This is a genomic window from Rhizobium mayense (assembly GCF_030272705.1).
In the GTDB taxonomy this organism is placed as follows: Bacteria; Pseudomonadota; Alphaproteobacteria; order Rhizobiales; family Rhizobiaceae; genus Rhizobium; species Rhizobium mayense.
In genome coordinates this window covers 88,653-110,558 of the sequence record NZ_JARFYM010000005.1, presented here as the reverse complement: position 1 = coordinate 110,558, position 21,906 = coordinate 88,653, and the positions used below count along the sequence as shown (strand labels likewise).

Here is a 21,906-nt window from a genome sequence, read left to right as displayed (position 1 = left end):
CGGCGGCCTTTTCATTTTTAGGCTATAGGCAAATGTCAGATGCGCGCAAAACGCTCTGTCAGCAGCGAGAAGAAGCCGTCGGCGTCGACGAAGCGCATGACCTTGGCGTTGTGCTTGCGGTCGGTGACATGCCACCAGTCGACGACGGTCATGCCAACGGTCAGTTCCGACGTGACCTCAATCTCGACATTGCAATCGCGGCCCTTGAACAGTTCCGGCTTCAGCAGATAGGCAATGACGGTCGGGTCGTGCAGCGGGCCGCCATCTGAGCCGTATTTTTCGATGTCGAAGCGCTCGAAGAATTCCAGCATCTCGACCATGGCTTTGGCCGGAGCGGTGCCTACGGATGCGATGCGCGCCACGCGATCCTTGCGAGTCAAAAGCTGATGGGTCACGTCGAGCGGCATCATGACGATGGGCACGCCGGAGCGGAAGACGATATCGGCAGCCTCTGGGTCGACATAGATGTTGAACTCGGCGGCCGGCGTGATGTTGCCCCCCTCGAAAAAGCCGCCGCCCATCATCACCAGCTCGCGGACGCGAGCGACGATGTCGGGCGCCTTCTGGAAGGCGAGCGCGATATTGGTGAGCGGGCCGAGCGTGCAGAGCGTGACCGCGCCTGCCGGCTCGTTGCGCAGGGTCTCGATGATGAAGTCGACGGCATGGCCGGGCTGAAGCTCCATGGTCGGCTCCGGCAGGTCAGGGCCGTCGAGGCCGGTCTTGCCGTGGACATGTTCGGCGGTAACCAGCTTGCGCTTGAGCGGTGCGTCGGCGCCGGCGAAGACCTTCACATCACGGCGATTGCAGAGCTCGCAGACGATGCGCGCATTGCGGCTCGTCAGCCGCAGGGGCACATTGCCGGCAACCGCTGTGATGCCGAGCACGTCGATCTCCTCGCGGCTCCCGAAGGCGAGCAAAATCGCGGCGGCGTCGTCCTGGCCGGGATCGGTATCAATGATAATTTTTCTGGGCTCTGTCATGTCAGTGGCTTTCCTCCGGTGCAGATCCGCAGTCTTGATGCGAGCCCGATTGAGCTTTGTCAAGCAGCCGCATGGGATGCAACAATTGACACTTTCGCATGACATCGATCTCGCAAATGCGAAAGGCTTGCTCCTTGCACTCCCCTGCCTCTGCTCCCATATTATAGGTAACCGGATGCTGAAAGATCAGGTCCGGAAAGGTCGCTTGCTACCAAGGACTTGAGACGATGAGCCGGACGACTCCCTTTGCGAGCCCACTGCTTCTGGGCTTTGATACCATGGAAAAAACGCTGGAGCGGATTTCCAAGGCCAGTGACGGCTATCCCCCTTACAATATCGAACGCATGCGCGCCGACCGGGTATCTGGCGAGCCCGAGCGCCTGCGCATTACGCTTGCCGTTGCCGGCTTCTCAGAAGACGAACTCGATATCACCACGGAAGAAAACCAGCTTTTGATCCGCGGGCGACAGGTGGAGCATGAGGAACGCGATTATCTCTATCGCGGCATTGCGGCCCGCCAATTTCAGCGCGTCTTCGTTTTGGCCGACGGCATGCAAGTGCTTGGCGCCGTGTTGAAGAACGGCCTGCTCTCGGTCGATCTCATTCGGCCCGAACCGGACCGCATGGTAAAGAAAATTAACATTTCGGTCTCACAGTAAGACAACGGCAGATTGCCGCTGGTCCCTCATACTGGAGGTACGAATATGCTATTGAGAGAAGCCACTGCCCGCCTGACCCAATCCGAACTCGCCGACATTGGTTCTGGCGAGGTTGCCTATGTCAGGAAAATGCATTCGGACGAAGTTTCCCGTTGCTTCCCGGAGGCCCCTGAAATCGATCCGAACGTCGACCTCTGGGCCCTCTTCGGCGCCGATGGCACCCCGATCCTACTGACCGACAATCGGTCCAGCACCTTCTACAAGGCCGCCGAGGACGAGCTGAAGACAGTCAGCTTGCATTGAGGCTCGTGGACGCAGCGATTAAGCGGCCGACCGTGCCAGGCTGTGGTTTTTCCGGCCTAAGCGCCTCGCAGCGTTCTCACGCTCCATAAACGTCGAACGCCAGCGCGATCCCCAGCCTTGATGCTTGCCCCAGAAGCTCGGGTGGAAATGTATCTCCGCCATTGCCGTCGATGAACCAGCCGATGAAAAGCTCCAATTCGCCGCCGCTCTCCTTGAGTGCCGCCAACCCTTCCGCGCGACTTTCCAGCTTGGCGAGGATGCCAGAAAGCGTTTCCGCCAACGAAACGCGCTCGCCGGCGGCAAGTTCGAAGGTGCAATAATTGGCTTCCGATACCATGTTCAGAAGCTGCCCATCGCTTCCGCGCATGGGTTCTCCGGCTTGATAGGCCGCTACCGGCCGTAATCCGACGGCTGCGGCGATAGATGCCGGATCAAACTCCGGATGCCATATGCGTAGAGAAATTCGAAACTGATAGTCGCTCATTCCGGCAGCCTATGGCATCAAAAGTCGATTGCAATGCAGGATGATCCAACGATATCAGGTCAAACGCGACAGAACGTCAGATAGGCCGAAGACCGGCCTTCGCGCCGTGCCTTGGCTTCATAGCGCGTGCTCGGCCAGCCCTCGTAGGGCGTCAGCCAGTCGGCGGCGTTTCGCGCCGTCCATTCGAAACCGCCATGGGCCTGGCAATGCTGCAGCGTCCAGTTCACATAGGTATCGATGTCGGAGGCGAAGCAGAATAGGGCGTCGGGTTTCAGAACGCGGTGGAACCGGTTGAGATTCACCTGCGAGACGAAGCGGCGCTTCCAGTGCTTTTTCTTCGGCCATGGATCGGGATAGAGCAGATCGATCTGGTCGAGGCAGGCGTCCGGCAGCCAATCCAGCAATTGCGTGGCATCGTCGTTATAGACGCGGATGTTGCGCGCGCCGGTCTCCTCGACGCGGGCGAGCAGTTTCTGCATGGAATTGATGAAAGGCTCGACGCCGATAAAGCCGGTCGCCGGATGTTCCAGCGCCCGGTGGATCAGGTGCTCGCCGCCGCCGAAGCCTATTTCCAGGCGCAGACGTTCGGTCGACGCCGGAAATAGCTCATTCAGCGGTCGAGGCGCCGGTGCGGAAAGGTCGAGGAGATATCGCGGCAGCAGCGCTTCCAGCCTTTCGGCCTGCTGGCCGCGCAGGGCTTTTCCCTTGCGCCGGCCGAAAAATGCTTCCGTCGCCCGCGACCGGCGCTCCGTATCGGTCATGCAGCTTCCCGGGTCTTTACGGCTTCCTTGAGCGCCTTGACGAGGTCCGTGCGCTCCCAGGAGAACGAGCCGTCACGGCCCGCCTTGCGGCCGAAATGGCCGTAAGCCGAGGTCTTGGCGTAGATCGGCTTATTGAGGTCGAGATGGCGGCGGATGCCGGTCGGCGACAGGTCCATATTCTTGCGGATAGCCGCTTCGATCTGGTCCTCGCTGACGCCCTTGCCGGTGCCATGGAGGTCGACATAGATCGACAGCGGCTGAGCAACGCCGATGGCGTAGGAGAGCTGGATCGTGCAACGGTCGGCAAGAGCGGCGGCAACGACGTTCTTGGCGAGGTAGCGCGCAGCATAGGCCGCGGATCGGTCGACCTTGGTCGTGTCCTTGCCGGAAAAGGCGCCGCCGCCGTGCGGAGCAGCACCGCCGTAGGTATCGACGATGATCTTGCGACCGGTCAGGCCAGCATCACCATCCGGACCGCCGATGACGAACTTGCCGGTCGGGTTGATGTACCAGTTGCAGTCGGCCGCGATCTTCAGGTCGCCGAGAGCTTCGCGGATATAGGGTTCGACAACGGCGCGAACCTTCTTCGAATCCCAGCTGTCATCGAGATGCTGGGTGGAAAGCACGATCGAGGTCACCTCGTGCGGCTTACCGTCGACGTAGCGAACGGTCACCTGGCTCTTGGCGTCCGGACCAAGCTTGGCGACTTCACCGTCGCCCTTCTTGCGGGCGGTTGCGAGCAACTGCAGGATCTTGTGCGAGTAATAGATCGGCGCCGGCATAAGGTCCGGCGTTTCGCGGCAGGCATAGCCGAACATGATGCCCTGGTCGCCGGCACCCTCGTCACCCTGCTGGTCGGCGGCGTTGTCAACGCCCTGGGCAATGTCGGCGGACTGCGAATGCAGCAGCACGTCGATGCGCGCCTTCTTCCAGTGGAAGCCGTCCTGCTCGTAACCGATATCCTTGATGGCGCGGCGGGCGGCGGCCTTGAACTTCGAGGGATTGATGACGTCTTTGCCGTCCTTGTCCTTCTTCATCAGGCTCGGCGGCAGACGAACTTCGCCGGCAATGACGACGCGGTTGGTGGTGGCAAGGGTCTCGCAGGCAATGCGCACGCCCCAGGGGTTAATGCCGGTCTTTGCGGCTTCGCGGTAGACCAGATCGACGATTTCGTCGGAGATACGGTCACAGACTTTATCCGGGTGACCTTCGGCAACAGACTCACTGGTAAACAGATAATTCGCGCGCATGTGGGATTCCCCTCAAAGAACAAACTCCGCTTTTGATATTCGCGTCGAGCCCGAAAAACAAGTCGCAGAAGGACATAAATATATCTTTATATCTCATCGGAAGTGATAAAATTTTGCCATAAACATGCAAAAGGCGGCCAAAATGACCGCCTTTCAACTTTGCCGGTGCAGGGCAGTTTCGAAACGCTTATTCCGCGTCTGCCTCGGCTGCGAGCGCCTTGACGAGTTCCACCACCTTGCGGCGGACCTTGCCGTCGGAGATCTTCACGAAAGCGCGATTGAGCTGCAGGCCTTCGGAGGAGGAGAGAAAGTCGACAACGTAATTGGAGCTGGAGGCTTCGGCCATGCCGCCGGCGGTGGTCGCGTGTTCGCCGGGAGCATCCTCGAAGAAGAAGGAAACGGGAACGTTAAGAATGCTGGAAATATTCTGAAGACGGCTGGCGCCAACGCGGTTGGTGCCCTTCTCATATTTTTGAATCTGCTGGAAAGTGATTCCGAGACTCTCACCGAGTTTCTCCTGGCTCATGCCCAGCATGGTGCGGCGGAGGCGGATACGGCTACCGACGTGGATGTCGATAGGGTTCGGCTTTTTTTTGTTCTCAATCATCATATAGCCCTAACATAGGTTGAATTCAGGTCCTGCCATCCGGTGCCCTTAACCACCCCTATAACGCCACGTTGCAGCCGACGCCCACTCGGTATCTAGTTTACGTTCAAAAGGCGGACAGCAACCACTATGCAATTTTAGGGTTTTTTGGTCAATTCGCCCTTGAAATAAAACCCATGCGTGAAATCACAGCGATTATACCGACCACCCCTACGATCAACCAGAAGTATGCTTTTCGTACGCTATCGTCGATACGCGATACGGTTGCGCCACTCAAAGTGGCGTCTACGAATCCTTGCTGACTAAAGTCAATTCCGGAAATCAAACGTCCGTGAGCGTCGACATAGGCGGAGATCCCCGTATTCGCGCTGCGAATCAGCGGCAGCCCCTGTTCGACAGCCCTCACCCGCGCCTGCAGGAAATGCTGATAGGGCCCTGGCGTATCGCCGAACCAGGCATCGTTCGTAACGTTTAGAATGGCATCGGCCTGCCGGATTTCCGGTGTCATTTCGTTCGGAAAGATGATCTCGTAACAAATCAGCGGATAGAGTTTGATGCCGCTTGGCAGCGTCAGCAATTGCCGGCTGGCGGCCGCTGAAAAGCCGCCGGGCAGCTCGATGACATTCTGAATTCCGAGATAGCCGAGGATGTTTTCGAAGGGCACGTACTCGCCGAAAGGCACTAGATGGGTCTTGTCGGTGGCGCCGATAATTTGGCCTCGCCCGTCGATGACATAGATTGAATTATAATAACGCGGCTCGAGACCGGGACCCATGTCCTCGACGCGCACAGCACCGGTGATCAGGATCTGGTCGTCGTCGAGCTGATCGGCAATGCGGGTCAGCGCGTCCTGATTATCCGTCAAAATGAAGGGGATAGCGGTTTCCGGCCAGACGATGATGTCGGGCCGCTTGCCGCCATTGACCGGCGGCTGGACCGAGAGCGAGAGATGCTTGTCGAAGATGGCGGCGCGATCGGCATCCGTATCCATCTTGGCTTCCTGATCGATCGCCGGCTGGACGATGCGCACCACCGGCGCCGTCTTGCTGCCCGCCGATGGTTCCGGCAGGTGGAGCGCGTAATAGCCATAACCGAAATGCGCGGCGGCGATGAGCACGGCGAGCCCGATCCCCGGCACCCGACCTTGACGTGTTCCAAGCAATGCCGGGGCTGCGAAAACGAAGACTGCAAGCACGGTGACGCCGAGTACGCCGATCACATGTGCGGACTGCATCATCAGCGGTGTGGGCATGGCGCCATAGCCGATGGCATTCCAGGGAAAGCCTGTAAACAGGAAGCTGCGCAGCCATTCCAGTAGCCCAAAGGCGAAGGCGAGTGCGGCAATACGCCCCACGCCATCGGACCAGAGCAGGCGGGCCAGCACTGCCGCCACACCGTAAAAGATCGCCAGAAAGGCCGGCAGGCCGAGAATCGCCAGCGGCAGCGCCCAGGCAAATTGATCGGCGTCGATCAGAAGCGCATGGCCGAGCCACCAGAGACCGGCGACGAAATAACCGAAGCCGAACAGCCAGCCGATGGCAAAAGCCGGCCAGAGACGGCCAAGAAAACCGCTATCGGGACCGGCGGCAGTACCATCCAGCAACCAGACAAGCAGCGTGAAGGAGACGAACATCGCCGCGAAGAAGCCGAAAGGCGGCAGCGCGAGGACACCGATGGCTCCGGCCAGGATGGCAAGAAAAGCGCGCTTGAAACCCCAGACGAGGATTACCCTGCCCGAAAGCCGTTCCATGCGCGCGCTCCGTCCAAACTGCGAATCAATTGGCCGCAGTCTTTCAAAAAAGCAGCGATTTGTCCTGTTGAAGCGCCAATCATGGGGTCGCGGTGTTCTGTTCTGCCGCGGGCTCGTCCGGCAGCGCATCCGGTGAAGGCAGGTCGCGCTCTAGCGCGCCAGCCTCGCCTTCCGCCTTTGTCGGACGGCGGCGCAAGGCATGACGCTTGCGGGTGATGCGCACCCGTTTGATGCGGCGCGGATCGGCATCGAGAATATGGAATTCGAAGCCGGGCAGCGCCTGGACGAGCTCGCCGCGCACCGGGATACGGCCGAGCGCCGAGAAGATCAGGCCGCCGAGCGTATCCACTTCGTCCACCTGCTCGCTGATGTCGAAATCCGGGCCGATGGCGGCCGCGATCTCCTCCAGCTCAACGCGGGCATCGGCGACGAAAACGTCTTCGGAGACGCGCTTGAACATGACTTCTTCGTCGTCATGTTCGTCGTCGATGTCGCCGACGACCATTTCGACGATATCCTCGTGCGAGGCGAGGCCGTCGGTGCCGCCATATTCGTCGATGACGAGCGCCATCTGGGTGCGGTTGACCTGCATGCGGCGGAGCAGATCGGACGCCAGCATGGAAGGTGGCACGAACAGGATTTTTCGAATGATGCCGGCTTCGGCCAATGTCTTCTGCAGGTCGACGCGCGAAAGGTCGAAATTCGGCTTGGCCGAGCGCGGCGGCTTTTCAGCCGGGCTCGCAGCCGACGCGGACGCCGCAGCGGCGGCCGTCTTGCCATTGCTGCCGCGGCGCTTGTTGCGCGCCTGCTTGGCGACATAGGACAGGAGATCGCGGATATGCACCATGCCGCGCGGATCATCGAGCGTATCGGCATAGACCGGCATGCGTGAGCGGCCGCTTTCTTCGAACAGGATCATCAATTCGCCGATGGTAATGTTCTGGTCGACCGCCTCGATATCGGCGCGCGGCACCATGACGTCCTCGACACGCACCTCGCGGAAGCGGAGGATATTGTGCAGCATCGCCCGCTCGTCCGGCGAGAAGGCATCGTCATCGGTGGCGCCGGTCATCAACGCGTCGGCGAGATCCTCGCGCAGCCGCGACGATCCTTGAGCTGGGCGCAGAATGCGCGCAGCACGGGCCCAGAAGGAAGAATGTGATCGTTTGCCGCTACTACTGCCCGCCTCATCAGAGGAGGAGGCGGTTTCAGCACCGTCTTTGGCCTCGGCGGCCGGTCTTGTCGTAAAGTCGCTCATTGTTCCTGATCAGACAGGGTTCAAGTCAAATGGGGTCCTGCCCCGCATAGGGATCAGATAGGCCAAGCCCCGCCAAAATGCGAGTCTCCAGCCCCTCCATTCTTTCGGCTTCGCTATTATTCATATGGTCGTAGCCGAAGAGATGCAAGAAACCATGCACCATCAAGTGGGTCAGATGGTCATCAAAACTCTTTTCCAGCTCGACGGCTTCCCGCTCCACCGTCTCTTTGGCGATGATGATGTCGCCGAGCATCGGGCCGGGTTTACCGCCGGGCACCAGCGGAAAAGCGGGGAAAGACAGGACGTTGGTCGCCTTGTCCTGTTCACGCCATTCCGCATTGATCTCACGGATCGAGGCATCATCGGTAAAGACCAGCGACAATTCCGGCGCCATTTGCGGAAAAGGCTGCTTCTCATTTTTCTCAAGATAAATCGCAGCCGCGCCCAGCACGCGCTCGGCCAGAACCTGCAACTCTTCCTCGGAGGGCCAAACGCCCGCCTCGACGCTGATTTGTATATCGAGTTCGGCCATCAGATCTGCGGATCGGCCTCGCTGCCCTCAACGGGGGCGGCATAGTTCGAGTCGTAAGCTCTGACGATGCGCGCCACCAGCGGATGTCGGACGACGTCCGTGTCCTTGAAGCGGACGATGGTGATCCCTTCAACGCCGTTGAGGAGCTGCAAGGCTTCCACCAGCCCGGATTTGACACCGCGCGGCAGGTCGATCTGGCTCGGATCGCCGGTAATGATCATGCGCGAATTTTCGCCAAGACGCGTCAGGAACATCTTCATCTGCATCGACGTTGTGTTCTGCGCCTCGTCGAGGATGACGGCGGCGTTGGGAAGCGTGCGGCCGCGCATGAAGGCGAGCGGGGCGATCTCGATGACGCCGGCGGCGATGGCGCGTTCGACCTTGTCGCCCGGCATCATATCGTAGAGCGCGTCATAAAGCGGACGGAGATAGGGATCGACCTTCTCCTTCATGTCGCCGGGCAGGAAGCCGAGACGTTCACCGGCTTCGACGGCCGGGCGCGACAGGATGATCTTCTCGACCGCGCCGCGCTCCAGAAGCTGGGCGGCATGGGCGACGGCGAGATAGGTCTTGCCGGTACCGGCCGGACCGACGCCGAAAACCATTTCGGAACGGTCCATCGCCCTGATATAGGCGTCCTGAGTCGGCGTGCGCGCGATGATCGTCTTCTTGCGCGTCGAAATCTGCGCCATCGTCAGCTTGGCTTTTTTCTCCATCGTCGGCAGCGTCAGTTGGTCATCGGCGGCAACCGCCATGCGAATTGCACCTTCCACGTCGGAGCGCTCCACATGCCCACCTTTCTGCAGCTTATCATATAGATAGTCGAGGGTGCGGCGCGCCTGGTTGGTGGCCAGCACATCGCCGGTGATGATAACGGAATTGCCGCGGGCACGCGCGTCGATACCAAGGCGCTCCTCGAGCAGCTTCAAGTTCTGATCGAACTGTCCGAAAAGTTCGCTGGCGAACCGATTGTTCTCGAACGTCAGGATGAAGTGATTGGCGTCGCTCGCGGTGCGTGGCTGGCGCGATGAAGAAGAAACCAATTCCTGTCCGTTCAAGCGGTCCGGCTCCTTTGCCTCGTCCGGAACCTAAAGCAACTCAGCAAAAAGGCTGTTCGTGCTGGTTCCGATGATTCGTACGTTGATAATGTCACCGATTTGCGATGCTTTTGCATCAACATTCACAGATTGCAGCCAGAGGGACCGGCCAATCAACTGACCCGGCATGCGGCCCGGCTTTTCCAGTAGGATATCGACCACTTTGCCGACACAGGCGTCAGCGAAAGCGTGCTGCTGCTTCAAAAGCAGCGCCTGCAACCGTTCCAGCCGTTCCGCCTTGATCTCTTCCGGCACTTGGCCCTTCAATTCCGCGCCCGGTGTTCCAGGGCGCGTCGAATATTTGAACGAGAAGGCTTGCGCATAGTTCACCTCCTCTACCAGGCGAAGTGTATCCGCAAAATCCTCCTCTGTCTCCCCCGGGAAACCCACAATGAAATCACCCGAAAGGGCGATATCTGGGCGTGCCGTGCGGATTTTTTCGATCAGAGCAAGATATTCCGCAGCCGTATGCCGCCGATTCATCGCCTTGAGGATGCGATCGGAACCGGACTGAACCGGCAGATGCAGATAGGGCATCAGCGTGCGCAGGTCGCGATGGGCCGCTATCAGCCGGTCGTCCATGTCGCGCGGGTGGCTGGTGGTGTAACGCAGCCGGGCGAGGCCCGGAATTTCAGCCAGCCTATAGAGCAAATCGCCGAGGCTCCAGGCTTCGCCCGTCGGTCCGGTTCCGTGCCAGGCGTTGACATTCTGGCCGAGCAGGGTGATTTCGCGTACGCCGCCATCCACAAGTTTCTGAGCTTCTTCCACGATCTGGGCGACCGGGCGGGAGACTTCGGAACCGCGCGTATAGGGCACGACACAGAAAGTGCAGAACTTGTCGCAACCCTCCTGCACCGTCAGGAAGGCCGTGACGCCGCGGGCGCGGATCTTCGTCGCCTCGGCGATCGGCAAATGTTCGAACTTATCCTCGATCGCATATTCCGTATCGACGACACGCTGGCCTTCCTTGGCCCGGCGCAGCGCGTCCGGCAGGCGGTGATAGGTCTGCGGGCCAATGACCACATCGACGGCGGGCGCGCGACGGAGGATTTCCTCGCCCTCCGCCTGGGCGACGCAGCCGGTGACGCCGATCATCATGTCGCGGCCATCGGCGGCCTTGCGCTTCTTCATCTCGCGCAGGCGCCCGAGCGCGGAATAGACCTTCTCGGCCGCCTTCTCGCGGATATGGCAGGTGTTCAGGAGGACGAGATCGGCTTCTTCCATGTCCTCGGTCGGCTCATAGCCATCGCGGGCAAGCGCATCGCTCATCCGCGTCGAGTCGTAGACATTCATCTGGCAGCCATAGGTCTTGATGAAGACCTTACGGCTGTTGGAGCCATCGCGGAGACCAATCTCTAAAGCATTGGGCTGCGGGGCATCGAGAAGTGCACTATCCTTGTTCATGGCCGCTATGTAGTGACTTTTGCTTCCGGAGAAAATGGAAAAGTTAAAATCGCTTGAATATCAGGCGATCTCGCGGCCAAGCAACCGGCTTGCCAGCATTGTGCGAATGCGTCGCGCGACGGTGGCGCTGACCTCCTTGCGGTTGGTATCGGCACGATAATCCACCGCCTCGCCGAAGCAGACATCGACATCGATCGCCCCGCAGCCGAAAATGCCCTTGAGATGCGGCATCAACTCTATGTCGCCTGGCCAGGCCGCCAGGGGACGATAATAGCGGCCCATGGCGATACCGTGGACGCGCGTATACGCGACAGCGACCGGCTGGACATGAACGACCGCATCAGGCGCTTTCGGCAGGGCGGCCGCTGCGGCGCCGAACAACGAGGATTTGACCTCCAGCAGTCGGTTGCCATCCGATGTCGTGCCTTCTGGAAACAAGACCATGATTTCGCCGTCGGCCATGCGCTCGGCGATCTCGCTCACCTGATCGCCCGTCTTGCGCTTCTGCTCGCGAACGACGAACACGCTCTTTTGCCATTGGGCGAGGAGACCGAAGATCGGCCAATCGCGCACTTCCGCCTTGGCGATGAAGGCAACGTCGGCGATGGAGGACAGCACGAGAATATCAAGCCAGGAGGCGTGGTTCACGGCCAGCATCAATGGTCGACGCTGTTCGACCTTTCCGATGACATTGACACGAATGCCGAGGCAATAGCAGATGATGCGATGCCAATAACGCGGCAGATAGCGCCTGAGCTTCCAATCGAAGCGCAGGCAGAGAATCTGCAGCGGCAGCATGACGAGGCTGACGGCGCAGATGACGAGGAGGGCACAGGCCACTCGCAGCCAGGTCACCAAGTCATTCGCTCCCGCACGACCGCCGCCACCTCAGCGTTCGTCCTTCTTCACGGGCTCATCCTTTTTCAGCGGGATGCCGTAGAGCTCCAGCCGATGGTCGACGAGCTTGAAACCGTATTCGCGGGCGATGCGCTCCTGCAGCGCCTCGATCTCCGGCGAGCGAAATTCGATCACTTCGCCGCTCTTCAGATCGATCAGGTGATCGTGATGCTCTTCCGGCACGGTCTCGTAACGCGAACGTCCGTCACGGAAGTCATGGCGGGCGATGATGCCGGCATCCTCGAAAAGCTTTACGGTGCGGTAGACGGTCGAAATCGAGATTTTCGTATCGACCTTGATGGAGCGGCGGTGCAGCTCCTCGACATCCGGATGATCCTCGGAACTCTCGATAATGCGCGCAATGACTCTCCGCTGCTCCGTCATGCGCATGCCGCGCTCGGCGCAAAGCTCCTCGAGGGATTTTACGGGATCGTTCATCGCATTCGGTCTTCGGTCTATTCGTCTAGGACAACGGACTAGCGAAGAACACGGCGCATGACAAGCGCCGTCGATTTCGCGCCGCTTTCATCGACATAATAGGCCTTGCGCTCGCCGACCTTCTCGAAACCAAGCTTGCGGTAGAGACCGAGGGCAGGCTGGTTGGCACCGTCGACCTCCAGAAACATGGTTTCGCCGCCGCGGTTGCGCGCCTCGCGCAACGCCGCCTGCATCAGCCGCCAGCCGAGACCGGTGCGGCCAAGCTTGGCATTGACGGCAACCGTCAGGATTTCCGCCTCGCCCGCGGCATGCCGTGCCAGCACGAAGCCTGGAAGCGGCTTTTTCAAAATGGCGTTGGTCTGGCGGGCGACGAAGCCGAAGGTCGTGTCCTGCGATAAAAGATTTTGAAACTCGCTATCGTCCCAAACGCGCGAAAAACGTTCACCGTGCAGCGCCGCCACCTCGACGCAATCCCGCAACTGCATCGGAACGATCTCGTATTCGGCTTTCAGGGTGAGATAGGATTCGAGCATGGTCATACCCTGGCGACTGCGTACCCTGCCTGTGGTCTGGCGTCAGGCCCGCGAAGATAAAGCGGCTTCGGCTTTTCGCTGACAGGCTTGGCAGCGCCCAGCCGGGCGACGGTGGCAATCGGAAAGGCATCAGGCCGCGCCGCGGGCGGCAAGCCGCCGAGCCGGGCAACAGCCGAGCCGGTAACGACGCCGTCGAAAGCATCGGCGATCGCACGCGCTTCATCGATCGCTACGGCGCGCGCCTCATCCAGCGGATGGCCATCGGCATCGAACGACTGGAGATAGATCTCCTCGCGCTTGGCGTCGATGGCGGCCAGAACCGACTTACCCGGATTCGTCTCCCGCACGGCAGCCGCCATAACTTCAAGGGTCGTGACGCCGACAGCGGGAACGTTCAGGGAGAGCGCGAAACCACGGGCAGCGGCAACGCCGATGCGGATGCCGGTGAAGGAGCCCGGACCGACGGTCACGACCACACGTTCCACTGCAGCGAGCGCTATACCGGCTTCAGCCAGCGCCCGGTCGACAACATCCATCAAATGTTCGGCATGTCCTCGCCCAATCGTTTCCGTGACCTCCCCAATCACAGAATCACTGCCGCTATCATACACAGCGGCAGCGCAATCCACACCTGCCGTGTCGAGCGCCAGTACGATCATCACAACTTTTCCGAAAAGCCGCGCTCAAAGCGCGGTTGACTTGTCTTCGAATGTCCCAACGCGCCAGCGTCTCGTTCTTGCATAATCCTATCCAAAAACCGCTCTGCACTTTTGGGATCATGCTCAAACGGCTTCGACTTCCTGCACTTCCGGAACGAAATGGCGCAGCAGATTCTGTATGCCGTGCTTCAGCGTCGCCGTCGACGACGGGCAGCCGGAGCACGATCCCTTCATATTGAGGTAGACCTTGCCGTCACGAAAGCCGCGGAAGGTGATGTCGCCGCCATCCTGGGCAACAGCCGGACGAACGCGGGTTTCGAGCAATTCCTTGATGGTCAGCACAATCGATTCGTCATCCGCATCGAAGAACTCACCGCCGGCATCCTGCACTTCGGAGAGGACCGAGCTTTCGCCCATGACCGGCTTGCCGGACATGAAATGCTCCATGATCGAACCGAGGATGGCGGGCTTCAGATGCTGCCACTCCTGACCTTCCTTGGAGACAGAGATGAAGTCGTAACCGAAATAGACGCCGCTAACACCGGGGATCTCGAAGATGCGGGCGGCGAGCGGCGAGACTTCCGCTTCCTCGGCGCTGCGGAATTCGGCGGTGCCGCTTTCCATGACCACCTTGCCCGGCAGGAACTTCAGGGTTGCGGGGTTTGGCGTCGCTTCGGTTTGAATGAACATCTTGATCTCCATGCGGCAGACCGAAGCCCATGCCGCTTCAGTGCTATCCGACTTTAGAATATTTCAAAGGAAAATAGGCTTTTTGGCTGCTCTATTCAAGAGACTGATTCTCAAGAAATAGCCCAAAAGAACTCAGCTGAGGGCGTCGATTTCCTCATTCGTCAGCGTATCCGGCAGCACCGTCACGGGGATCGGAAAGGCTGCGGCACGTCCCGCAATCGAAGACACCAGCGGCCCTGGTCCTTCCTTGGCCGAACCGGCGGCAAGAACGAGAAGCGCAATATCCCGGTCTTCCTCGATCACTGCATTGATCTGCTCGGCAGCCGCGCCTTCGCGAATGACGACCTCCGGATCGATGCCGATATTCTCACGCACGATCTGCGCCGCCTTGGCCGTCGCCGCCTCGGCCTCCTCGCGCGCTTCAGCCCGCATGATCTCTTCGACACCCAGCCATTGCTGGAAATCGCCTTCAGGGATCACAAAGAGGAGCACCAGGCCGCCATTGGAATTCTTGGCGCGCCGACCAGCATAGTGGACGGCACGCTGGCATTCAGGAGTGCCGTCGATGACCGCCATGAACTTGCGGCGATGACCTTCGAGGCGTGAGAGACGTTTTGATACCATGGCTCAAGTCTGACACTTGACCGGGGCGTTTTGCAAGCCCCCGTTTCATACGGGGGCTGCCTTCACGAGATAATCAATAGATAAAGCCAATAATATCGCGGACTTGCTTCATCGTCACTTCGGCACGGGCACGGGCACGGGCGCTGCCATCGCGCAGAACGTTGTCGATGTGGCCGGGATCGGCCATCAGGCGGCGCATTTCGCCGGTGATCGGCGAGAGCACATGCACGGCCAGATCGACTAGTGCCGGCTTGAAGACCGAGAACTGCTGGCCGCCGAATGCCGCAAGAACGTCCGCCTTCGACTTGTCGGCAAGCGCAGCATAGATACCGACAAGGTTATCGGCCTCCGGGCGGCCGGCAAGGCCGGCGATCTCGCTCGGCAAGCCGTCCGGATCGGTCTTGGCCTTGCGGATCTTCTTCGAAATATTTTCTTCGTCGTCGAGCAAGTTGATGCGCGACAGATCCGAAGCATCCGATTTCGACATCTTCTTGGTGCCGTCGCGGAGCGACATGACGCGCGGTGCCGGACCGTCGATCAGCGGCTCGACCATCGGGAAATAGGCATGCACCGGCTCGTCGCCGACGGTGATGTCGATGCCATAGCCCGAACGACGAATGTGCTCCATGTAGTCCAGATTGAACTTCATGGCGATGTCGCGGGTCAGCTCCAGATGCTGCTTCTGGTCGTCGCCGACGGGCACGTGGGTAGCACGATAGACGAGAATGTCGGCCGCCATCAGGCTAGGATAAGCGTAGAGGCCGAGGGAGGCTTGCTCCCGGTCCTTGCCAGCCTTGTCCTTGAACTGCGTCATACGGTTCATCCAGCCGATGCGGGCGACGCAGTTGAATATCCAGGCAAGCTCGGCATGCTGCGGCACGGCCGACTGGTTGAAGACGATATGCTTTTCCGGATCGATGCCGGCGGCGAGGAATGCGGCAGTGATCGAACGGATCTGGCCTGGCATGTCCTCATGCACGAGCTGAGCCGTCAGCGCATGCATGTCGACCACGCAATAGATGCAGTCGTTGTTTGCCTGCAGCGCCACGAACTTGCGGATCGCGCCGAGATAATTGCCAAGATGGAGATTGCCGGTCGGCTGAACGCCGGAGAATACGAGCGGCTTGAATTCGGTCATGTCGTCCTCAAAAGGCTTGTGGAGGGCCCGGGCGAGCTTGCGCTCGACCCCTGGTGTTCGGCCGGCTTATGCACGGCAGACAGCTAGGGATCAAGAGGATATCCATCGCCTCTCAAGAAGAATGCTGGATCAAATCCCAGGTGTTGCCGTAAAGGTCGGCAAACACGGCTACCGTACCGTAAACTTCATGGCGCGGCTCCTCCAAAAATCGCACGCCCTTAGCAAGCATTGCCGCATGGTCGCGAGCAAAATAGTCGGTCTTGAGAAAGAAGCCGACGCGGCCGCCAGTCTGATGGCCGATGGCAGCGCGCTGGCTTTCGCTGGCAGCCTGGGCCAGAAGTAATGCTGCCCCCTCTTCACCCTTCGGCTTCACCATCACCCACCGCTTGCCCTCTGGCTGCACTTGGTCAGACAAGCACTCGAAGCCGAGACAATCGCAATAGAAGGCCTTGGCGCGGTCGTAGTCGTCCACGACGAGGGTTACGAGGAACAGGGATTGGGGCATAGGAGCTCCGGGATCGAATTGATTGCGAGTTTGCGGAGAGTGTACACCCCCTCTGTCGCTTCGTGACATCTCCCCACAAGGGTGGAGATCGGTAACGCGTGGCGCCCTCTACGCTTGAAACAAATATCGCATCCGCAGAAGCTGAGTCTATTGCTTTCCCGCGACGCGCCAGACTCCCAACGATCCCCCTTGTGGGGGAGATGTCACGACAGTGACAGAGCGGCGCCAAAGGCCCAACGTATACCTTCCTCTAATTTGGCCGCTTACTCCCCGTTCACAACCTTCGCATCCGGCGCGGGAGTTGGCGGCTTGCGCTTCAAATTGCGGCGTACCATGCCCAAATCCACGCCGCCGATCAGGAAGGCGACAACGAAATACACCACCATCGCAATCAATATGAGCAAGCCCAGGACGCCGGCCTTGGTGAGCAGCGTCGAGCTGGACGCCAGAAGCGGCTCCCAGCGATGTGACAAATATACGATGACGCCGCCCATGACGGCGGAGGAGACGAGCAGCATGACGGTGCGGCGCGCCAGCGACCATTCCCAGGCGAGATGTCCGCGGCGATAGAGCGTGACGAAGAGCTGCACAGCGTTCAGCCATCCGGCAACCGCCTCGGCGAGCGCAATGCCGCGTTCGGCCAGCACCGGGAAAAGCAGGATGGACAGCGCCGAATTGACGAAGACGGCGACCGCCGTGTAGCGCATCGGCGATTTCGTATCTTCGCGGGCATAAAAGCCGGGCTGCAGCGCCTTGATCAGCACGAAAGCCGGCAGGCCGAGGCCGAAGATGGCGAGGATGGAGCCGACCAGCGTTGTATTGTTCGGATTAAAGGCGCCGCGCTCGTAAAGCACGCGGATGATATCGTCGGAGAGAAGCCAGAGGGCGACAGCGGCCGGCAGGGTCAGGAACAGCACGAATTCGATCGAGCGGTTCTGGATATTGGCGGCTTCCTTGATATGGCCTGACTTCAGCGAACGGGCCAGTTCCGGCAGAAGCACGATTCCGACCGCGACGCCGACGACGCCGAGCGGCAGCTGGTAGATGCGGTCTGCATATTGCAGGGCGGCGATCGCGCCTTCCTTGCCCGAGGCGATCGCCTGGCCGATCACCAGATTGATCTGGGTGACACCGCCGGTGATGGCCGCCGGGATGGCAAGAAACAGGAGCCGCTTGACATTGGGCGTGAAGCGCGGAAAGCGCAGGCCGATATTGATGCCGGCATGACGCACGCCGATATAGACGACGGCCAGCTGCAGCACGCCCGCCACCAGCACCGACCAGGACAGGTACCAGGCGGTGCTCAGCGGATCGGCGCCGTAATAGATCGCGTAGAACAGCGCGCTGATCATCACCAGGTTGAGGAAGATCGGAGCCACGGCGGCGGCGAAGAAACGATGCAGCGAATTCAGCATGCCGCTCATCATCGCCGTCAGCGACATCGACATGAGATAGGGGAACATCAAGGCGGCCAACCGGACCGTCAGGTCGAATTTCTCGGCATCATCGGCGAAACCAGGCGCGATGACCCAACGCACCAGGAGCGGCATGGCCAGTTCCATGACGATGGTGATCAGCAGCAGGACCGAGAAGAGAACGCCAAAGACTTCCTCGGAAAACCGCTTGGCGCCCTCGATGCCATGCGCCTCGATCTCCTTGGCGAAGAGCGGCACGAAAGCAGCGTTGAAGGCACCTTCGGCAAACAGGCGGCGGAACAGGTTCGGGAAGCGGAAGGCGGCATAAAAGACGTCGGCCATCGGCCCCGTGCCGAGGGCAGCGGCCATCAGGGTTTCGCGGGCAAACCCGAAGATGCGGCTTCCAAGCGTCGCGCCGCCGACGGTGATGAATTTCTTGACCAGACTCATGCGGCTGAACCGGCTTTCTTTTCAGTATTGAGCTTTTCAACGGCAGGCGACCGCGTAACAGCGGGCGCGATGATACCGGACGGCATGCGCTCGCGCATCTCGTCCTCTTCGCCGGCCATCACCGCCTTCAGGCGAGCGGTGATATTGGCTCGCTTGTTTTCGTTGGAGATTTTCTGCCCGACGAGATCGGTCACATAGAAGGTGTCGATGACCTTTTCACCGAAGGTGGTGATGCGTGCCGACTGGATATCGAGCGACAGATCCGAGAGAACCGCGGTGATTTCCGAGAGAAGGCCGGGGCGGTCGAGGCATTCGACTTCGATGACGGTGAACTTGTTCGACAAGCTGTTGGAGATCGTCACCGATGGCGGAATGACGAAGGCCTTGTTCTTGCGGCGGTTCTTGGTACGGGTGGCAATGACTTCCGGCAGGCGCTTGCGGCCGGCAAGCACATCCTCGATCATCTTGCCGATGGTAGCGGCGCGCCGCAGCTCGTCCGCGTCGTCGGCGAACTCGCGGCTGACATGGATGGTGTCCAGCGCACGACCGTCCGACGTCGTAAAAATCTGCGCATCGGCGATATTGGCGCCCGCGGCAGCGCAGGCGCCGGCTATGACGGTCAAGAGGCGCGGGTGGTCAGGCGACAACACGGTGATTTCCGTGATGGCGTGGAAACTGTCGGTTCGCACCATGGTCGCCAGAACCTGACCCGATTTGTCGGTCTGGCGAATGAATTGCGTATGGCGGATCTGATCTTCCAGCGGCACGGACAGGAGATAGGGCTGGTAGTGCAGCTTGACATAGGCCTTGCGCTCCTTCTGGCTCCAGTCCCCCAGTGCCTTTTCGAGCGCCTTGGCTGCTTCTTCCGCCCGCTCCTTGCGCGACACTTCCGAAAAACCGCCGGCAAGCAGCAATTCGGTCTCGTAGTAGAGCGTACGCAGAAGCTGGCCCTTCCAGCCGTTCCAAACCCCGGGACCGACGGCGCGAATGTCGCACACGGTCAGGATCAGCAACATCTTCAACCGGTCGAGCGACTGCACGCGATCGGCAAAATCGATGATGGTCTTGCGGTCGGTAAGGTCGCGGGTCTGAGCGACCATCGACATCGTCAGGTGCTCCTGGATCAGCCAGACGACCAGCTCTGTCTGCTTCGGCGACAGGCCGAAACGGGGGCCAAGCTTGCGCGCCACCTTGGCACCGGCGTCCGAGTGATCTTCTTCCCGGCCCTTGGCGATATCATGCAACAGCACGGCGACATAGAGCGCATCGCGGTCTTCGATACCGGGCATCAGCTTGTTGACCAGCGGATGGATCTCCTCGGCCTTGCCCTTGTCGATCTCCGAGAGCACGTCGACAGTGCGGATCAGATGCTCGTCGACCGTATAGTGATGATACATATTGAACTGCATCATCGAGACGATCTTGCCGAATTCCGGAATGAAGCGGCCGAGCACGCCGGCCTCATTCATGCGGCGAAGGATCAGCTCCGGGTCGCGCTTCGAGGTGAGGATGGCAAGGAACAGACGGTTTGCCTCTTCGTTCTCGCGCAGGTCGTTGTCGATCAGCCCCAGCGAGCGGGTGACCCGCTTCAGGGCGTCAGGATGAAATTCCAGCCCGTTGATGTCGGCGACGAAAAACAGCCTGATGAGGTTCACCGGGTCGCGCTTGAAAACATCGGGATTGGCGAGTGCGATGCGGCCGCGATCCTCGACGAACTCGAGCGTGCCGGGGATCTTGCGCGAGCGATGGGCGAAGCGGCTGATGACGCCGGTCAGGCCCGGCGTCGCCTTGGCCTGCTGGTCCTCAAGCGCCGCGCAGAGGATGCGGGTGAGATCCCCCACATCCTTGGCGACGAGGAAGTAGTGCTTCATGAAGCGCTCGACGGCGGACAGGCCAGGGCGGGCATGATAACCAAGCGCCTCGGCAATCTCACGCTGGATGTCGAAGGAGAGCCGCTCCTCCGCCTTGCCGGTCAGGAAATGCATGTGGCAGCGCACGGCCCAGAGGAAATCCTCGGCCTTCTGGAAGAGACGGTATTCCTGCTTCGACAGCACGCCGAGCTTTACCAGATCGGCAGCATCGCGGACGTGGTAGTAATATTTCGAGATCCAGAACAGCGTATGCAGGTCGCGCAGGCCGCCTTTGCCTTCCTTGACGTTCGGCTCGACCAGATAGCGGGTGTCGCCGGCCTTGCGATGGCGCTCGTCGCGCTCGGCGAGCTTGGCGGCGATGAATTCCGGGCCGGTATTGGTCACGATTTCCTTGTCGAAACGCGATTCTAGCTCGCGCGCCAAGGGCTCATTGCCGCAGATATAGCGCGTTTCGAGAACGGCGGTGCGCACCGTCATGTCGGACTTTGCCTGGCGGATACATTCTTCAAGGGTGCGCGTGGCGTGGCCGACCTTGAGCCCCATGTCCCAGAGCATGTAGAGAATGAACTCCACCGCCTTGTGCGTCTCCTCCGCAGGCTTCGGCTTGAAGAGGAACAGAAGGTCGATATCCGAGCCGGGGGCGAGCGTGTCGCGCCCATAGCCGCCAACGGCAGTTATGGCGAAGTTGCCCTTCTGCTTCGGATAGACGTCGCGGACCGTGAAGTCGTAGAGGACGGTGATGATCTGATCCTGCAGCCAGGAAATGCGGTAGGCGCAATCGAGCCCGCTGCCATCTTCGGAAAGCAGGCGGCGCGCGTTTTCGCGGCCTTCCTGGCTTGCCTTCTTCAGCAATGCAAGAAGAGCGGAGCGCTGGTCCTTTTGGTCCTCATGGCGCTTGGCGAGGGTCTCGCAGTCCGCCCTCAGCGCGGGGACGTCGAGAATGACGGAAAAATCGATGTCATGCGTCACCATGCTCTGCCGACCGGGATCCTGTTCATTGACCGCGGCCCATTTCCGGCGCGCCTGTCTTTTCGTCTGCATGCGCTATAGCCTCTTTGCCCGGCGATTGACACAGGCATTCTACGCCCGAATCCTCATAATTCAGCCCTAGAGCATCCCGCTTTCAGGTGGCATCACCTGCAGGCGGATAAGATGCTCTAGATTCAAAAGACTAGAGCGACCTTTGTGCGTTCAAATGAACGCACGGCGCTCTAGGCCAAATTCCCGAATCAGCGGCTTCGGGAGTTCCATCGGGCCAAAGTAGACGAAGAATGACGGCTCTTAATGCAGAAATCGGCCGTTTTAGGGCTGCGGCACCTCAAGCGACCGTCTGAGTTCGTTTATGCTATACAATATGTTTCGCGATTGGGCGCCGATCTGCATCAGCATTTCCCGTTCACATTCCCAATAGCCGGCTTTGGCTATGTTTGAGCTGATGTCGGAAATCCGGCTGCAGGACAGGGCGATATTGAGGAGCCCGCGATCGGATTCGCAATCCGGCGGATCGCCCTCGCCGCAGATCTTGCCACGGGCCGCTATCGGAGAAAAACGCTCGGCAAGGATGCGGACCTCGGCGAGAAGATGTTCGATATGCATCGGAT

At 60.0% G+C, this 21,906-nt stretch carries 23 protein-coding genes; 2 read left to right on the top strand and 21 right to left on the bottom strand.

Translation table 11 applies throughout. From position 1 onward, the window contains the following. Positions 1-35: 35 nt before the first annotated feature. A complete protein-coding gene (locus tag PY649_RS09335) occupies positions 36-980 on the bottom strand; it encodes a nucleoside hydrolase (RefSeq protein ID WP_285868014.1) in 945 nt (314 codons plus the stop codon). Positions 981-1,207: 227 nt separating this feature from the next. On the opposite strand from PY649_RS09335, the gene PY649_RS09330 reads away from it, so the two are divergent. Together PY649_RS09330 and PY649_RS09325 are read left to right on the top strand one after the other, a co-directional pair. Continuing rightward, complete coding sequence (locus tag PY649_RS09330) at positions 1,208-1,639, top strand: Hsp20 family protein (protein ID WP_120703003.1); 432 nt, start codon at positions 1,208-1,210, stop codon at positions 1,637-1,639. A gap of 45 nt (positions 1,640-1,684) precedes the next feature. Then, positions 1,685-1,942: a BQ00720 family protein gene (locus PY649_RS09325; protein WP_285868013.1), complete on the top strand. Its 258-nt coding sequence runs from the start codon at positions 1,685-1,687 to the stop codon at positions 1,940-1,942. 76 nt (positions 1,943-2,018) lie between these two features. Here the strand turns inward: PY649_RS09325 and PY649_RS09320 are convergent, their stop codons facing one another. From PY649_RS09320 to PY649_RS09225, 20 genes are all read right to left on the bottom strand, one after another. Next, entirely contained in the window at positions 2,019-2,426 is a 408-nt protein-coding gene (locus tag PY649_RS09320) for a DUF4279 domain-containing protein (protein WP_285868012.1), read from the bottom strand. A 59-nt stretch (positions 2,427-2,485) separates the two neighbouring features. Beyond that, positions 2,486-3,187 (bottom strand): tRNA (guanine(46)-N(7))-methyltransferase TrmB, encoded by a 702-nt coding sequence (gene trmB, locus PY649_RS09315; RefSeq protein WP_285868011.1) that lies wholly within the window; start codon positions 3,185-3,187, stop codon positions 2,486-2,488. Further along, positions 3,184-4,437 carry a methionine adenosyltransferase gene (gene metK, locus PY649_RS09310; RefSeq protein WP_285868009.1) on the bottom strand — a complete coding sequence of 418 codons (1,254 nt, stop codon included), beginning with the start codon at positions 4,435-4,437 and terminating at the stop codon, positions 3,184-3,186. Before metK ends, trmB begins: the two co-directional genes overlap by 4 nt. A 187-nt stretch (positions 4,438-4,624) precedes the next feature. Further along, entirely contained in the window at positions 4,625-5,044 is a 420-nt protein-coding gene (locus tag PY649_RS09305) for a helix-turn-helix domain-containing protein (RefSeq protein ID WP_120706223.1), read from the bottom strand. Between the two features lie 151 nt (positions 5,045-5,195). Next, complete coding sequence (gene lnt / locus PY649_RS09300; RefSeq protein ID WP_285868007.1) at positions 5,196-6,794, bottom strand: apolipoprotein N-acyltransferase; 1,599 nt, start codon at positions 6,792-6,794, stop codon at positions 5,196-5,198. 79 nt (positions 6,795-6,873) lie between these two features. Continuing rightward, positions 6,874-8,052 carry a hemolysin family protein gene (locus tag PY649_RS09295; RefSeq protein WP_285868006.1) on the bottom strand — a complete coding sequence of 393 codons (1,179 nt, stop codon included), beginning with the start codon at positions 8,050-8,052 and terminating at the stop codon, positions 6,874-6,876. Between the two features lie 25 nt (positions 8,053-8,077). Next, positions 8,078-8,584 (bottom strand): rRNA maturation RNase YbeY, encoded by a 507-nt coding sequence (ybeY, locus tag PY649_RS09290; RefSeq protein ID WP_285868005.1) that lies wholly within the window; start codon positions 8,582-8,584, stop codon positions 8,078-8,080. Then, on the bottom strand, positions 8,584-9,642 hold the full coding sequence (locus PY649_RS09285; RefSeq protein ID WP_285868004.1) for a PhoH family protein: 1,059 nt from the start codon (positions 9,640-9,642) through the stop codon (positions 8,584-8,586). Before PY649_RS09285 ends, ybeY begins: the two co-directional genes overlap by 1 nt. Positions 9,643-9,672: 30 nt before the next feature. Beyond that, entirely contained in the window at positions 9,673-11,085 is a 1,413-nt protein-coding gene (gene miaB, locus PY649_RS09280) for a tRNA (N6-isopentenyl adenosine(37)-C2)-methylthiotransferase MiaB (protein ID WP_285868003.1), read from the bottom strand. Between the two features lie 60 nt (positions 11,086-11,145). Next, entirely contained in the window at positions 11,146-11,943 is a 798-nt protein-coding gene (gene olsA, locus PY649_RS09275) for a lyso-ornithine lipid O-acyltransferase (protein ID WP_285868002.1), read from the bottom strand. Between the two features lie 30 nt (positions 11,944-11,973). Then, the gene (locus PY649_RS09270) at positions 11,974-12,420 is read right to left on the bottom strand and encodes a Fur family transcriptional regulator (protein ID WP_285868001.1); all 447 of its coding nucleotides are present in this window, start codon (positions 12,418-12,420) and stop codon (positions 11,974-11,976) included. A 38-nt stretch (positions 12,421-12,458) separates the two neighbouring features. Further along, positions 12,459-12,953 carry a GNAT family N-acetyltransferase gene (locus PY649_RS09265; protein ID WP_285868000.1) on the bottom strand — a complete coding sequence of 165 codons (495 nt, stop codon included), beginning with the start codon at positions 12,951-12,953 and terminating at the stop codon, positions 12,459-12,461. A gap of 2 nt (positions 12,954-12,955) precedes the next feature. Continuing rightward, positions 12,956-13,612: a tRNA (adenosine(37)-N6)-threonylcarbamoyltransferase complex dimerization subunit type 1 TsaB gene (gene tsaB / locus PY649_RS09260; protein WP_285867999.1), complete on the bottom strand. Its 657-nt coding sequence runs from the start codon at positions 13,610-13,612 to the stop codon at positions 12,956-12,958. A 123-nt stretch (positions 13,613-13,735) separates the two neighbouring features. Continuing rightward, positions 13,736-14,302 carry a NifU family protein gene (locus PY649_RS09255; protein ID WP_285867997.1) on the bottom strand — a complete coding sequence of 189 codons (567 nt, stop codon included), beginning with the start codon at positions 14,300-14,302 and terminating at the stop codon, positions 13,736-13,738. A 132-nt stretch (positions 14,303-14,434) separates the two neighbouring features. After that, the gene (locus PY649_RS09250; protein WP_285867996.1) at positions 14,435-14,926 is read right to left on the bottom strand and encodes a universal stress protein; all 492 of its coding nucleotides are present in this window, start codon (positions 14,924-14,926) and stop codon (positions 14,435-14,437) included. A gap of 73 nt (positions 14,927-14,999) precedes the next feature. Then, positions 15,000-16,064, bottom strand: a complete 1,065-nt coding sequence (gene trpS, locus PY649_RS09245) for a tryptophan--tRNA ligase (RefSeq protein WP_285867995.1) — start codon at positions 16,062-16,064, stop codon at positions 15,000-15,002. Positions 16,065-16,176: 112 nt separating this feature from the next. Beyond that, entirely contained in the window at positions 16,177-16,569 is a 393-nt protein-coding gene (locus PY649_RS09240) for a VOC family protein (protein ID WP_285867994.1), read from the bottom strand. Between the two features lie 263 nt (positions 16,570-16,832). Continuing rightward, a complete protein-coding gene (gene murJ, locus PY649_RS09235) occupies positions 16,833-18,434 on the bottom strand; it encodes a murein biosynthesis integral membrane protein MurJ (RefSeq protein ID WP_285867993.1) in 1,602 nt (533 codons plus the stop codon). Beyond that, entirely contained in the window at positions 18,431-21,346 is a 2,916-nt protein-coding gene (locus PY649_RS09230; RefSeq protein ID WP_285867992.1) for a [protein-PII] uridylyltransferase, read from the bottom strand. Before PY649_RS09230 ends, murJ begins: the two co-directional genes overlap by 4 nt. 261 nt (positions 21,347-21,607) lie before the next feature. After that, a complete protein-coding gene (locus tag PY649_RS09225) occupies positions 21,608-21,901 on the bottom strand; it encodes a hypothetical protein (RefSeq protein WP_285867991.1) in 294 nt (97 codons plus the stop codon). Positions 21,902-21,906 lie beyond the last annotated feature (5 nt).

What these genes read in the sequence shown, in the direction of transcription:
- PY649_RS09335 (WP_285868014.1), bottom strand. Translation starts at nt 980, where the DNA reads ATGACAGAGCCCAGAAAAATTATCATTGATACCGATCCCGGCCAGGAC.
- PY649_RS09330 (WP_120703003.1), top strand. Translation starts at nt 1,208, where the DNA reads ATGAGCCGGACGACTCCCTTTGCGAGCCCACTGCTTCTGGGCTTTGAT.
- PY649_RS09325 (WP_285868013.1), top strand. Translation starts at nt 1,685, where the DNA reads ATGCTATTGAGAGAAGCCACTGCCCGCCTGACCCAATCCGAACTCGCC.
- PY649_RS09320 (WP_285868012.1), bottom strand. Translation starts at nt 2,426, where the DNA reads ATGAGCGACTATCAGTTTCGAATTTCTCTACGCATATGGCATCCGGAG.
- trmB (WP_285868011.1), bottom strand. Translation starts at nt 3,187, where the DNA reads ATGACCGATACGGAGCGCCGGTCGCGGGCGACGGAAGCATTTTTCGGC.
- metK (WP_285868009.1), bottom strand. Translation starts at nt 4,437, where the DNA reads ATGCGCGCGAATTATCTGTTTACCAGTGAGTCTGTTGCCGAAGGTCAC.
- PY649_RS09305 (WP_120706223.1), bottom strand. Translation starts at nt 5,044, where the DNA reads ATGATTGAGAACAAAAAAAAGCCGAACCCTATCGACATCCACGTCGGT.
- lnt (WP_285868007.1), bottom strand. Translation starts at nt 6,794, where the DNA reads ATGGAACGGCTTTCGGGCAGGGTAATCCTCGTCTGGGGTTTCAAGCGC.
- PY649_RS09295 (WP_285868006.1), bottom strand. Translation starts at nt 8,052, where the DNA reads ATGAGCGACTTTACGACAAGACCGGCCGCCGAGGCCAAAGACGGTGCT.
- ybeY (WP_285868005.1), bottom strand. Translation starts at nt 8,584, where the DNA reads ATGGCCGAACTCGATATACAAATCAGCGTCGAGGCGGGCGTTTGGCCC.
- miaB (WP_285868003.1), bottom strand. Translation starts at nt 11,085, where the DNA reads ATGAACAAGGATAGTGCACTTCTCGATGCCCCGCAGCCCAATGCTTTA.
- PY649_RS09270 (WP_285868001.1), bottom strand. Translation starts at nt 12,420, where the DNA reads ATGAACGATCCCGTAAAATCCCTCGAGGAGCTTTGCGCCGAGCGCGGC.
- PY649_RS09265 (WP_285868000.1), bottom strand. Translation starts at nt 12,953, where the DNA reads ATGCTCGAATCCTATCTCACCCTGAAAGCCGAATACGAGATCGTTCCG.
- tsaB (WP_285867999.1), bottom strand. Translation starts at nt 13,612, where the DNA reads ATGATCGTACTGGCGCTCGACACGGCAGGTGTGGATTGCGCTGCCGCT.
- PY649_RS09255 (WP_285867997.1), bottom strand. Translation starts at nt 14,302, where the DNA reads ATGTTCATTCAAACCGAAGCGACGCCAAACCCCGCAACCCTGAAGTTC.
- PY649_RS09250 (WP_285867996.1), bottom strand. Translation starts at nt 14,926, where the DNA reads ATGGTATCAAAACGTCTCTCACGCCTCGAAGGTCATCGCCGCAAGTTC.
- trpS (WP_285867995.1), bottom strand. Translation starts at nt 16,064, where the DNA reads ATGACCGAATTCAAGCCGCTCGTATTCTCCGGCGTTCAGCCGACCGGC.
- PY649_RS09240 (WP_285867994.1), bottom strand. Translation starts at nt 16,569, where the DNA reads ATGCCCCAATCCCTGTTCCTCGTAACCCTCGTCGTGGACGACTACGAC.
- murJ (WP_285867993.1), bottom strand. Translation starts at nt 18,434, where the DNA reads ATGAGTCTGGTCAAGAAATTCATCACCGTCGGCGGCGCGACGCTTGGA.
- PY649_RS09230 (WP_285867992.1), bottom strand. Translation starts at nt 21,346, where the DNA reads ATGCAGACGAAAAGACAGGCGCGCCGGAAATGGGCCGCGGTCAATGAA.
- PY649_RS09225 (WP_285867991.1), bottom strand. Translation starts at nt 21,901, where the DNA reads ATGCATATCGAACATCTTCTCGCCGAGGTCCGCATCCTTGCCGAGCGT.